Annotated in this window: 15 protein-coding genes; 10 read left to right on the top strand and 5 right to left on the bottom strand. The window is 33.2% G+C overall.

What is annotated here, in order from left to right; translation table 11 throughout:
• Window positions 1-247 precede the first annotated feature (247 nt).
• From CD150_RS02090 to CD150_RS02045, 10 genes are all read left to right on the top strand, one after another.
• Window positions 248-844: a YdeI/OmpD-associated family protein gene (locus CD150_RS02090; RefSeq protein WP_046206813.1), complete on the top strand. Its 597-nt coding sequence runs from the start codon at window positions 248-250 to the stop codon at window positions 842-844.
• A 235-nt stretch (window positions 845-1079) separates the two neighbouring features.
• Window positions 1080-1640 carry a TetR/AcrR family transcriptional regulator gene (locus CD150_RS02085; protein ID WP_064209299.1) on the top strand — a complete coding sequence of 187 codons (561 nt, stop codon included), beginning with the start codon at window positions 1080-1082 and terminating at the stop codon, window positions 1638-1640.
• Window positions 1641-1819: 179 nt separating this feature from the next.
• On the top strand, window positions 1820-2707 hold the full coding sequence (locus tag CD150_RS02080; protein WP_019470111.1) for a beta-keto acid cleavage family enzyme: 888 nt from the start codon (window positions 1820-1822) through the stop codon (window positions 2705-2707).
• A complete protein-coding gene (locus CD150_RS02075) occupies window positions 2707-3660 on the top strand; it encodes a 3-hydroxyacyl-CoA dehydrogenase NAD-binding domain-containing protein (RefSeq protein ID WP_019470112.1) in 954 nt (317 codons plus the stop codon). The genes CD150_RS02080 and CD150_RS02075 overlap by 1 nt, the downstream gene beginning before the upstream one ends.
• 12 nt (window positions 3661-3672) lie before the next feature.
• On the top strand, window positions 3673-4140 hold the full coding sequence (locus tag CD150_RS02070; RefSeq protein ID WP_064209301.1) for a thioesterase family protein: 468 nt from the start codon (window positions 3673-3675) through the stop codon (window positions 4138-4140).
• Window positions 4141-4429: 289 nt separating this feature from the next.
• Entirely contained in the window at window positions 4430-5614 is a 1185-nt protein-coding gene (locus CD150_RS02065; RefSeq protein ID WP_019470114.1) for a betaine/proline/choline family ABC transporter ATP-binding protein, read from the top strand.
• Window positions 5614-6249, top strand: coding sequence for an ABC transporter permease (locus CD150_RS02060; RefSeq protein WP_019470115.1), 636 nt, complete (start codon window positions 5614-5616; stop codon window positions 6247-6249). The genes CD150_RS02065 and CD150_RS02060 overlap by 1 nt, the downstream gene beginning before the upstream one ends.
• Window positions 6250-6264: 15 nt before the next feature.
• Entirely contained in the window at window positions 6265-7206 is a 942-nt protein-coding gene (locus CD150_RS02055) for an osmoprotectant ABC transporter substrate-binding protein (RefSeq protein ID WP_070657958.1), read from the top strand.
• Window positions 7206-7898 (top strand): ABC transporter permease, encoded by a 693-nt coding sequence (locus CD150_RS02050; RefSeq protein ID WP_019470117.1) that lies wholly within the window; start codon window positions 7206-7208, stop codon window positions 7896-7898. The genes CD150_RS02055 and CD150_RS02050 overlap by 1 nt, the downstream gene beginning before the upstream one ends.
• 15 nt (window positions 7899-7913) lie before the next feature.
• Complete coding sequence (locus CD150_RS02045) at window positions 7914-8675, top strand: alpha/beta hydrolase (RefSeq protein WP_073344091.1); 762 nt, start codon at window positions 7914-7916, stop codon at window positions 8673-8675.
• Window positions 8676-8874: 199 nt separating this feature from the next.
• Here the strand turns inward: CD150_RS02045 and CD150_RS02040 are convergent, their stop codons facing one another.
• The 5 genes from CD150_RS02040 to CD150_RS02020 all read right to left on the bottom strand — a co-directional run bounded on the left by CD150_RS02040 (window position 8875) and on the right by CD150_RS02020 (window position 13169).
• Window positions 8875-9912 carry an acyl-CoA dehydrogenase family protein gene (locus tag CD150_RS02040; RefSeq protein ID WP_073344088.1) on the bottom strand — a complete coding sequence of 346 codons (1038 nt, stop codon included), beginning with the start codon at window positions 9910-9912 and terminating at the stop codon, window positions 8875-8877.
• Between the two features lie 13 nt (window positions 9913-9925).
• Window positions 9926-10687 (bottom strand): ABC transporter permease, encoded by a 762-nt coding sequence (locus CD150_RS02035; protein ID WP_073344086.1) that lies wholly within the window; start codon window positions 10685-10687, stop codon window positions 9926-9928.
• A 5-nt stretch (window positions 10688-10692) separates the two neighbouring features.
• Window positions 10693-11652 (bottom strand): ABC transporter substrate-binding protein, encoded by a 960-nt coding sequence (locus CD150_RS02030; RefSeq protein WP_046207560.1) that lies wholly within the window; start codon window positions 11650-11652, stop codon window positions 10693-10695.
• Window positions 11653-11665: 13 nt separating this feature from the next.
• Entirely contained in the window at window positions 11666-12406 is a 741-nt protein-coding gene (locus CD150_RS02025; RefSeq protein ID WP_073344084.1) for an ABC transporter ATP-binding protein, read from the bottom strand.
• Window positions 12407-12656: 250 nt separating this feature from the next.
• Window positions 12657-13169, bottom strand: a complete 513-nt coding sequence (locus CD150_RS02020; RefSeq protein ID WP_019468800.1) for a DUF4242 domain-containing protein — start codon at window positions 13167-13169, stop codon at window positions 12657-12659.
• Window positions 13170-13390 lie beyond the last annotated feature (221 nt).

Genomic DNA, 13390 nt, shown 5'->3' with positions numbered 1-13390 from the left:
AGATGTGTATAAGAGACAGGTATTAGTATGACAATATATAGGTTTTGTACGAGAGTAGTGTTAAGAAGATCAATAAAGGATTATCTGAATTGAGCACATTTAAAAATGGTTTAAAGAAATATTTTGAATTATTAAAGATATAAATAAGTATTATATTCTTAGAAAATAAGACGTTAACATGATATAAAAGATAGTATAGATTAAATGTATATATTTATAGTAAAATTAAAATAAAAGGCGGTTTTTTATGAGTGAATCAATTAAAAACGATAAAGTAGATGCGTTTATTGAACGCTTAGATCAATGGCAAGATGCTTTTAAAGTATTAAGAAATATAATCAATCAAACAGAATTAACAGAAGATTATAAATGGATGCATCCTTGTTATACTTTGGACAATAAAAATGTTGTTATCATTCAAGATTTTAAACATTATTGTGCATTGTTATTTGAAAAAGGTGCCATTATGAAAGATCCATATCATACTTTGATTCAACAAACGAAAAATGTTCAAGCTGCTCGCCAGTTGAGATTTGAAAGTTTAGACGAAATAGAACAACGTAAAGATGAAATTGCTTGGTATGTAGAAGAAGCCATTAGAGTAGAAAAGTCGGGGGAAAAAGTACCGATGAAAACGACAGAAGAATTCGATATGCCTGAGGAATTGAAAAATAAATTAGAAGCTTCGTCAGAGTTAAAAGAAGCATTTAATAATTTAACGCCTGGAAGACAACGTCAATATATGTATTATATAGGTCAAGCTAAACGTGCTTCAACAAGGGAAAATAGAGTTGAAAAGTATATCAATCATATCCTAGAAGGTAAAGGTATGAATGATAAGTAACCAATTAAGCTATAGCATGACTTAAGTCTTCAATGACAAAAAAGTGTTCGTGGTTGTCAAAATTTTTTAATCGTATTTTGGTTGAACCAAACCATCGTATTTATTTAAAAATAGATATCGCGTCGTTTATAAAATCCAGATTAATCTTGCAACTTTGTCATTTATCGTTTATAGTTTGCTCAAATATAAATATAGTAGATGAATCAAGTAATATTTTGTAAGAGAAGGTGTAGATATGGCAAGAGTGTCTAAACGTATTCAACTATTAGAAGCAGCAGCGGCTATCGTAAATGAGCAAGGTAGTGAGTATTTAACACTTGATGCAGTTGCTAAAAAAGCAGGTGTTAGTAAAGGTGGTTTACTGTATCATTTTAAAAATAAATTCGCATTGATACAAGGACTTGTGGATCATGCAGATGAGTTGTATCGAAATAATGTGAATGAACATGTTAAAAATGAGTCACAAGAAGTTGGCAAATTATTGCGTGCATTTATTGAAGCTACTAGAGAACACCGTTCAGAAAATGCATCAATTACTTCTGGTATGCTGGCTGCACAGGGTATTAATAGTAATTTATTATTACCACTACAAGATACCTATAAAGATTGGCAAGAAAAAATTGAAAAAGATGGCATTGATAAAGTCGATGCAACAATCATACGTTTAGCAGTGGACGGCTTATGGTTATCGGAAATATTTGGACTAGACGCACTTGATGAAACAATGAGAGCAAAAGTTTTAGAACGACTAACATCTTATACAGAAAAGAAGCAAATCGAATTAAAAGATGCATGAAAAAGTTGAAATTATAAAAAAATAATAAAATTTTCGATTCGTTGAAAGTATTGATGCTATAGGGATAAGTGATGACAAACCATCACTTATCCCTTTTTTTAGCTGTAGCAAGGGTTGAAACTAAACCGTCCGGTTGGTACACTATCAACTGTGATCAAAACTCTGTTGGAGGTTTATATATGAAAAAAGTTATGCTAACAGCAGCTTTAACAGGTGCTGGAGATACTGTAGAAAAAAATAAAAGTGTTCCTGTAACACCTCAGGAAATTGCAGATTCAGCAATTAAATGTGCGAAAGCAGGGGCTACTGTTGCACACATTCATGCACGTGACCCAGAAACAGGCGGCATAAGCCATGATGTTGAATTTTTTAAAGAAGCAGTAAGATTAATAAGAGAAGCTGATGAAGATATTATTATTAATATTACTTCAGGTGGTGGCGGAGATTTTATTCCTAACCTTGAAGACCCATATACAGCAGGTGAAGGTTCAGATATGCAAACACCTGAAGAAAGACATGAAGCGATTGGCGCATTATTACCAGAAATGTGCACACTTGATTGTGGTAGTGTGAATATGGGTGACGCTGTTTACTTAAGCCCAGCTGATTGGTTAAGAAAACAAGCACAATTAGTAAAAGATGCAGGTGTAAAACCTGAATTAGAATGCTTTGATAGTGGGCATATTTCATTTGCAAAACAATTAATTAATGAAGGTCTCATTGAAGGCGAACCCATGTTCCAATTCTGTCTAGGTATTCCATGGGGTGCTGAAAACGATGCAGAGACAATTGAATATTTTAAAACACGTATTCCTGAAAATGCACATTGGTCAGCTTTTGGTATTGGGAGAATGCAACTACCTACTGTAGAAGAAGCGGCGAAACGTGGTGGAAATGTCCGCGTAGGTTTAGAAGATAACTTGTATTTATCAAAAGGTGTTAAAGCTTCAAATGAACAATTAGTTGAACGTGCAGTTGAAATACTAAAAACATTGGATATAGAGCCAATGACACCGGCTGAAGCGCGTGAGCAATACCAACTTAGAGATCCTAAAGGAGGCAAATAATGAAATTTGCAGTTGTAGGTACGGGCGTTATAGGTAGTGGTTGGATTACGCGTATTTTAGCGCATGGTCACGAAGTAATTGCGACAGATCCCAGTGAAGGTGCTTATGAAAGCATGTTAAAACAAGTGAAACAAAACTGGCCATATGCTGAGCAACAAGGTTTAGCAGAGGGTGCGTCTTTAGAGAATTTATCGTTTACGGTAAGCTTAGAAGAGGCTGTTAAAGATGCAGATCATATTCAAGAAAATGTTCCAGAAATTGAAGAACTAAAAGCACAGGTATTATCTGAAATCGATACCTATGCACGTCAGGATGCCATTATTGGTTCTAGTACTTCTGGCATTATGCCTTCAGAATTACAACAAAATTTAAAACATCCTGAACGTTTGGTTGTTGCACATCCGTTTCACCCAGTATACATTTTGCCATTAGTTGAAATTGTACCTGGTAAAGAAACAACTGAAGCTGTCACAGTAGAAGCAGAAAAAGTGTACGAAAGCATTGGTATGGATGTGCTACATGTCAGACATGAAATTGAAGGACACATCGCAGATAGATTGATGGAGGCACTATGGCGAGAATCATTACACATTGTTAATGAAGGAATAGCAACTACTGAAGAAGTAGATAAAGCATTTACCCATGCAGCAGGTTTACGTTATGCACAGTATGGACCATTTATGACATTCCATCTTGCTGGAGGAGAAGGCGGCATGCGTCATATGTTGAAACAATTTGGTCCAGCACTGAAGAAACCATGGACAAAATTAATTGCGCCTGAACTAACTCAGGATTTATATGATAATGTGGTAAATGGTTGTGAAACGGCTTCACAAGGGCAAACGATGTCAGAATTAGATCAAAAGCGTAATGAATTCCTAGTTAAAGTGAAAGAATTAGCTGAAGCATATTGGCCAGAAGACACTGCATCAATGAAAAAGGGTATTAAATAATTGGAGGTTCATATGACTCAATTTCAATATCAAACCACTGTTAAAGATATTTGGGTCGATCATAATCAGCACATGAATGATGCTGAATATAATCGAGTATTTAGTGATGCCACAGATGCATGGTTGGCATCACTAGGCTTAGATGTGAGTACAATTAAAAAATTGAATTATACAGTGTTCACTTTAGAAAATCATGTAGTGTATTTAAAAGAAATAAGCGTAGCGGAGCTTATTACTGTGAACGTAAGTCTATATGATTATGATGCCAAGCGTTTACACGTTTTTATGACTTTAGTAGATGCTCAAAATAACCGTTGTGCAACATATGAAGTAATGCTTATGGGCATGGACACTACAATAGGCAGACCTGCAGCTTTCCCTGAACAAATAAAAAATGCTATAGATGATTATGCTAAAGTTGGAACAATTCATGAAGCGCCAAAAGAATTAGGTCGACTGATTGGCATAAAACGAAAATAATATTTTTGAAACATTGTTTTGAGCTATTGAATTGATAATTAATTTCAATAGTTTAATTAACAAAACTTAAGGTTATAAATTGTTTATTTTCATTTGTTGAGTTATCTTAATAGATATAGGATGAAAAAAATTAGTCAAAATTGATATTTTTGACCAACACATGAATAAAGTAGGGCTAGTTGTGCTACATGTTTTTACTTATTTTCGGATTTGTATAACATCCACAGTTAGCCCTATATTTATAAATGAAATGTTAAATGAAAATACAAATATAGAAAGGAATTAACACATGTTAAGTATAAAAAACTTATCTAAAGTCTATGGTGGCACAAAAAAAGCTGTAGATAATATATCATTGGAAATCGAATCTGGTGAATTTATAGCGTTTATCGGTACGAGTGGGAGTGGGAAGACTACTGCTTTAAGAATGATAAATAGAATGATAGAGGCTACAGAAGGCGAAATTGCAATCAATGGTAAAAATGTGCGCAAAATGAACGCCGTTGAATTACGTAGAAAAATTGGTTATGTGATTCAGCAAATTGGCCTAATGCCTCATATGACCATTAAAGAGAATATAGTCTTAGTACCTAAATTATTAAAATGGTCTGATGAAAAGAAAGAGAAAAAAGCTAAAGAATTGATAAAATTAGTAGATTTACCAGAAGAATACTTAGATAGATATCCTTCACAATTGTCTGGAGGACAGCAACAACGTATTGGTGTTGTGCGTGCTTTAGCAGCTGAACAAGATGTTATTTTAATGGATGAGCCATTCGGTGCGTTAGATCCAATTACGAGAGATACATTACAGGATTTGGTTAAAGAACTGCAACAAAAATTAGGTAAAACATTTATTTTTGTCACACATGATATGGATGAAGCGATTAAATTGGCAGATAAAATTTGTATTATGTCTGAAGGGAAAGTTGTTCAATATGATACACCAGATAATATTTTACGACATCCTGCAAACGATTTCGTACGTGACTTTATCGGTCAAAATAGATTGATTCAAGATAGACCTAATATGAGAACTGTCAAAGATGCAATGATCCGACCAGTAACTGTACATGCAGATAGTTCATTAAATGAAGCGGTTAAGGTTATGAGAGACCGACGTGTCGATACGTTATTTGTCGTAGGTAATAATGATAGATTACTTGGATATTTAGATATAGAAGATATTAACCAAGGCTTACGAGCTCATAAAGAACTTATTGACACGATGCAACGTGATATATACAGAGTAAGAGTAGATAGTAAATTACAAGATACGGTGCGTACGATATTAAAACGAAATGTAAGAAATGTACCAGTTGTAGATAGTGATGAAGAGACATTGATTGGACTAGTTACAAGAGCAAACTTAGTTGACATCGTTTACGATAGTATTTGGGGCGAGTTAGACGAAGATGTTAGTGCACAAAAAAATGCTATTGTTGAGCCCGATAATGTAGGAGCTGATAAGTAATGAAAGATTTTGTAGAGCAGTATGGTGGTCAACTGATATCAAAAACCGTTGAACATTTCTATATCTCAATCATCGCTTTGTTAATTGCTATCGTCATCGCTGTACCATTGGGTATTTTATTATCAAAAATGAAAAGAACATCTAATATTGTGCTAACTATTGCTGGTGTGTTACAAACGATACCAACATTAGCAGTGTTAGCAGTCATGATTCCAATCTTTGGTGTGGGTAAATTACCTGCAATTGTAGCTTTGTTTATTTATGTATTATTGCCAATCTTAAACAATACTGTATTAGGTGTACAAAACATAGATGATAACATTAAAGAAGCAGGCACAAGTATGGGTATGACACGTTTTCAATTAATGAAAGATGTGGAATTACCGTTAGCCTTACCGCTTATACTAGGAGGTATTCGTTTATCTTCTGTTTACGTAATTAGTTGGGCAACTTTAGCCAGTTATGTAGGCGCAGGTGGTTTAGGTGATTTTGTATTTAATGGATTAAACTTGTATGACCCATTAATGATTGTAAGTGCAGCAGTATTAGTGACTGCTTTAGCATTGATCGTAGATTTCCTACTTTCACTAGTAGAAAGATGGGCTGTACCTAAGGGATTAAAAGTATCCAGATAATTTAAGGAGGACATTATGAAGAAATTGAAACAATATTGTATTGTGCTTGTGTTGTGTCTGACGGTCTTATCTGGATGTAGTTTACCAGGATTAGGTAGCAACAGTTCAGAACAAGATATTAAAATCACAGCACTTGCAACAAGTGAATCACAAATTATGTCTCATATGTTGAGACTGTTAATAGAACACGATACAAATGGTGAAATTAAACCCACTTTAATTAATAATTTAGGATCAAGTACCATTCAACACAATGCGTTAGTAAATGGTGACGCGAATATGTCAGGTGCTAGATATAATGGTACTGATTTAACTGGTGCCTTAAATGAAGATCCAATTAAAGATCCTAAAAAAGCTATGGAAGCAACTCAAGATGGTTTCCAAAAAAAATTCGACCAAACCTTCTTTAACTCTTACGGTTTTGCTAACACATACGCATTTATGGTCACTAAGGAAACAGCAGAAAAATATAATTTAGAAACTGTATCTGATTTGAAAAAGCATCCTGAACTTAAACTCGGTGTAGATAGTTCTTGGTTAAACCGTGAAGGTGACGGTTATCCTGGATTTACAAAAGAATATGGGTTTAAATTTGATACTATCAGACCAATGCAAATTGGTTTAGTATATGATGCATTAAACTCTAATAATTTAGATGTAGCTGTAGGTTATTCAACAGATGGACGTATTGCAGCGTATGACTTAAAAGTTTTAAAGGATGATAAACAATTTTTCCCACCATATGATGCAAGTGCGGTTGCTACGAATGAATTGTTAGATAAACATCCAGAGTTAAAACCAATCATCAATAAACTAGACAAAAAAGTTTCGACATCTGAAATGCAAAAACTTAATTATCAAGCAGATGGTGAAGGACAAGAACCAGCAGTCGTTGCTGAGAACTTCTTAAAAAAACATAATTATTTTGAAAATGATAAGAAAGGTGGTCAAAACTAATGGAAGGTAATTTATTACAACAATTAGTAGAATATTATTCAGTCAACTATGGCTACCTTTGGGATTTATTTTTAAAACATTTATTAATGTCTGTTTACGGTGTACTCTTTGCATCTATTGTTGGTATTCCAATTGGTATCATAATTGCAAGATATAGTAAGTTTTCTGGTGTTATTATTACTATCGCGAATATTATTCAAACCGTTCCGGTTATTGCAATGTTAGCGATACTCATGCTTGTCATGGGATTAGGTACTACTACAGTCGTGGTAACAGTATTTTTATATGCGCTATTACCGATTATAAAAAATACTTATACAGGTATAATGGGTGTTGATGCGAATATTAAAGATGCTGGTAAAGGCATGGGTATGACGCGAAATCAAGTATTAAGAATGATTGAGTTACCTTTATCACTCTCAGTCATATTAGGTGGATTAAGAATTGCACTGGTTGTTGCAATTGGTGTTGTAGCAGTTGGTTCATTTATTGGTGCACCTACATTAGGTGACATCGTTATCCGAGGAACAAACGCTACAGATGGTACAACGTTTATCTTAGCTGGTGCGATACCAATCGCATTAATCGCTATTATTATAGATGTCGGTTTAAGATTATTGGAGAAACGTTTAGATCCTGCACATAAAGCAGAAAAAAGAGGTAAAACTAAGCCGCAAAGTATTAATGAATAGAAGGTCGTGAAATCATTGGCACTATTATCGATTAATTACAATTCAAAGACAATAGGTATGCATCATCATTTTATGGTAATTCTTCCAGAGGATGAAAGTTATTTCAAAAAAGGTACACAGCCTAAACCACTAAAAACACTATTATTACTGCATGGTTTGTCTAGTGATGAAACTTCGTATATGCGTTACACAAATATAGAGCGCTATGCGAATGAGCATCAACTTGCAGTTATTATGCCTAATGCAGATCACAGTGGTTATAGTAATATGGTTTTTGGTCATAAGTATTATGATTATGTGCTAGAAGTACTTGATTATGCACATCAAATTTTACCTTTGTCACAAAAGAGAGAAGATAATTTTATCGCTGGTCATTCCATGGGAGGTTACGGAACAATCAAGTTTGCATTAGCTGAGGGACATCGATTTGCAAAGGCTTGTCCCTTATCGGCAGTATATGATGCTCAGACGTTCATGGATTATGATTGGTACGATTATTCTGGAGAAGCAATTGCAGGTGTTTCAAAAAATGCTACAGGTAATGACTTAGACCCATATTATTTAGTTGACCAGGCAATTCAACAAGGTAAAGAGATACCAGATTTATTAATTATGTGTGGTACAGAAGATGCACTACATGAAGATAATAAAAAATTTATTAAATATCTAGATGAAAAGCAAATTTCATATTGTTTTGAGGATGGGCCAGGTGAGCATGATTATGCTTATTGGGACTATGCTATCAAACGTGCTATAGACTGGTTAGTAAAAGGGTAATATTTGGTGACTCATATCACTGAGTAACGTTTAAAGTCGAAACGACGAAATCAATTTAAATACAAAATGGCTAATCCACTTGATGATGATAGGGATTAGCCATTTATTTTTATATTAGACGATCATTTTATATCATTGTCGAATTTTTGATGTCGTCATTATGTTTCGATGATTTTGATTTTCCATCTATACTCGTTTACTAAACTGTAGTGCGGTATTCTTCTTCTAATTTTCCTAAATGTCTCAATGTAGGTGTAAGTGCAGCGAAAAAGAAACCTTCTTTCAATTTACGAGCTTGTGGCGCACGTGGAGAATATGCTCTAGAACCACCGTTTACCATCGAAGCTTGATTTACTTCTAATAATAGGTAACCAGCTTCTTTTTTAATTTTGATCAGTTCAGCAAAATTATCGTCTAAATCATCGTTTTCAATAATATGATAAAACGCGTTTTTAAGCTGTTTATATTGGTTTTCATACGCATTGATATCGAATTCTAAGTATTTATTGATGCCATTTTGTGCGTCAGAAAATTTATGAATTAAATCTAACGAAGCTCTGATTGAACCGAGCGCTATAGGAATTTGTAAAGCTACAAATTGTGGTCGAATGGCAGAAGCAAAACTTTTTGCTTCTTTTGTTATAATTTGTGATTCAGGAATCTCTACGTTTTTCATTTCAATAGCAAATGTAGCCGACCCATTGACACCTAAGAAATTTGATTTTTCATCTAAAGTTATACCTTTTTGATTCGCTTTTACAATAAACATCACTAACTCATCTGTATCATTTGCTTTAGAAATTGCTCCAAAATAATGATCAGACGCAATATTACTTATTGCAGGTAATTTGCCATTAATAATTAATGTGTTGTCATTATAATGATGTGTTAAATTGAATGATTCTAAATCGTTAAAAGATTTCATAGGATTAGATAAACCTGTTGCTCCTAAAATTTCTCCATTTAACAACTGTTGCTGTAAAGTTTTATTTAAATGTGGTTGATTTGCGTGTTGTAAATAAGTTGAAAATGCTAATTGACACCATAGACAAAAACCTGTAGTTAAGCAGGATTTTGAGACTTCTTCAATGACTTCTAGATTATTTTTTAAGTCATTTTCAGAAAAATAGCCATCTCTAAATAAGCCTTGAATAAATGGTCGTGGGTAATAACTCCCATCATCAATTTCAATAACATAGGGATCTAATTCTGTTTCAATACGTTTTTGTAAAGTCATATAAATTACTCCTTTATTCTCCAAATCTGATTAAAATTAATTTTTCTAAATAACTAATTATTCTGTCTATCAAAAATCCAAAGAGTCCAATAAAGAAGATTGCTGATAATACATCTTCTAAATTTAACATATTACGCGCATCTACGATTAAAAATCCTAGTCCAGATTGGGCTCCAATCATTTCACCTGAAACTAAGAAAATCCAACTTGTTCCCACTGCCATGTGAATACCAGCCATAATATGTTTAAATGAAGCAGGGAATAAGATGTTACGATATAACGTCCAACCACTTAAATTCATATTTGACGCAATTTTTAAGTATTGTGGCTCAACATTCCTAACGCCTTTAATCGTACTAAATACAATCGGGAAAAAAGCAGCGATAAAGATGATAGCCATTGCTGGTAAACTACCAATACCAAACCATAAAACAACAAATGGCGACCAAGCTATAGGTGAAATAGGTCGTATAAGTTGAAATAACGGTTCTATTGCAGTGTGCAATAAGGTGCTTCGACCTAAAATAAAACCTGTTGGGACACCAATTAAAATTGCGATACTAAATCCAATAAAAAATCGAAATAAACTGAAGCCCAGATGGGTAAATATTTCCCCGGTAATAATAAAATGCCAAATACTCTGAGCTACTAGGATAGGACCTGGGAGTAATATCGGTTTATAATCTCCAATCCAAATGACACATTGCCAAATAAATAAGAAAAGTATGAATGTTAGTATAGGTAAAATTTGCTTTTTAATTAAATTACCTGACATGCTGCTTATGCCTCCTTATACAGTGTTGGATCAACGAATGATTTATAAGATGGTGTTTCGAAAAGTTGATGTTGGTTAATCAACTGTGTAATTTTTTGATAACCATCTTCATTAATTGATAAATTGCCATATGATGTCCATTCTGCAGATTGTTCCAATACTTTTCGATCTTGTTTAAAGTGCTTAGACATAATATCAACACTTTGTGATTTATCATTCATTCGATATCCAGCTTTTTTATAATCAGATATAAAACTTTGAGCAACATGTTTTTGATCTTTTATTAAGTCAGTTCTAAGTACTAAAGCACAACAGTATGCATCGGGAATCACTTCATTACCATGTTTTAAAGTTTTTCCTTTGCCTAACTTTTCTCCTAATGCGCCAAAAGGTTCGGCCACAGAATATCCAGAAATTCTATGTTCATTTAGGGCAGCTGGCATTTCTGCTGGAGCCATTTCATGATAACTGAATGTTTGAGCATTCAAATTTAATTGTTTTCTCATTTCTTCCAATAATAAGTAGTGCGTTGAATAACGATGAGGGATGGCAAATCGATATTGATGCTCATTATTAAAATTGTTTACCGTTTCACCTTTTTGTCCCATAATGACGTTACCTTCGTGGTGTCCTAGCGCAACTGCTTTAATATCAGCACCCTTTTGTTTAGATTTCATAGCTAATTCTATTAAGGTTGATGCGCCATCAATTCTCCCACTATTTAATGCATCCATAAGATCTGGCCAATTATTAAACTTAATTAATTTTAATTTATAACCATTATGTTTAGCTTGTGCTTTTACTTTTTGAGTCATCATTAAGTTAGCAGAATGTGTAATTGGCAAATAACCAATTTTTAAAGTCTTTTGCGGTTGATTATGTTGATTATTCTTCTGTATAGATTGATTATTACATGCACTTAGTATAAGGATCATAATTATTGGAAAGATGATTATTTTTTTCAATAGTTACAACTCCTTATATGTAATATTCAGGTTCTGCTTGATGGTGGTTTAATGCGAATTTTTCCATAATATTATTTCTTAAAGTTAATAAATAACTATCATTTCTATTTCTCGGATGTGATTGTTCAATTGAATATTGGCTTATAATATTACAGCCATCGCCGAGTAAGATAATGTGATCAGAAAGGTAAATGGCTTCATCAATGTCATGCGTAACTAATATAATCGTAGCTGTAGATTGTTTTTGGAGTTGTACAAGTTGATCTTGTAATTTATAACGTGTAAAAGCATCCAGTGCACCTAATGGTTCATCCATCAATATGACTTTGGGTTGATGGACTTGTGCACGGCAAAGTGCTACGCGTTGTTTCATTCCTCCAGATAATTGCTCTGGAAACGTCTTTCCTTTATGATCTAAATCAACATATTTTAAATAATTATTGATTTCATCATCACTCATTTCGCGATTTAATCCTAAGCGAATGTTGTCATTAATGTTTTTCCACGGCAGTAAATTATGATGCTGAAAAATCATTAAACAATCAGGTGATGGATTTTGTTTTAATTGATCTTCAATTTTAACAGTACCTGACGAAGGTGTTAAAAATCCGCCTATAATGTTTAACATGGTAGACTTTCCACAACCACTTTTACCTAGAAAAGTAACTATTTTACCTTTTTCAATATTTAAATTAAAATCATCGATAACACGATGGTCTCCAAATTGATGTTGGATGTGATTAATGCGAATCATGGCAACACCTCTATTATTCCTATCTAATTAATATGTTTTTTGATGAAAAAAAGCGGCAGAAATCTAAAATGTATCATTTGATTTCATATTGCCGCTCCTTGAATAGTGTTTAGGTTATTTATAAGTTTACCCCAATTTTTAGCTTAAATAAGATTGTTAGCTAGCAATGGTGTGACGAGTATGATACATACTTATAAATAACTTTTGCTAACTAAACCTGTGGAATTATAAATATAAAGAGAAAGTTTAGTTATAATTTTTCAATATCATCAATAGGTGTATCTACAGCTTTTCTTGCACGACGAACGGCGTCTTCATCAGGTGCATCATATAAGCAGATACATTTTGACATATCTTCACATACATAAGTACGTTGGAATTGAACTTCAGGGACTTCTTCATAGTGGACAGAATTTTTCTTTTTACGCGCTAAATATTGATCCATTGTGATACCTTCTGGGATGTTCCACGTAACAAGATAATCAACGTGTGCATCACCTTTTTTAACTTCTTCTAAGTCTTTACCTACTAAACGTACTTCTTTAACTAAATTAATGTTGATAGATGCATCTTCAAGAAATTGTTTAGCTTCTGTATCACTGTTCGCTTCTACAATAAAATAGCCATGTGTTAAATCTTCTGTTGCTTGTACTTCAATTAATGTTGGTACTTCACCAGTAGTGAGTTTTGCTGCTTTATCTTCTAAGTCTTTTTTAGACTTTGCGAAATCAAGATTATTTGCTTCGAGTAAATATAATGTCATTTAATAGAACCTCCAATGTTTATAATAAATGCATAGTACTATAATTCTTATCAAAATACAAGGATATAAAAGGATGTTATTTTAATTTTCTGATAATTGTTAAAAATTATATTCTATGTAAAGTAAAATCTTTCGGGAAACATGTAACGTTAATTTTTAAAAAATTTCAAAACGTATATAAAATGATATAAACATTTATATTTAATTAAACTGTATTAAAT

The sequence above is a fragment of the Staphylococcus ureilyticus genome, from assembly GCF_002902235.1.
GTDB lineage: Bacteria > Bacillota > Bacilli > Staphylococcales > Staphylococcaceae > Staphylococcus > Staphylococcus ureilyticus.
Note: the sequence above shows the minus strand (reverse complement) of the source record. Positions and strands in the feature narration are given on the sequence as shown.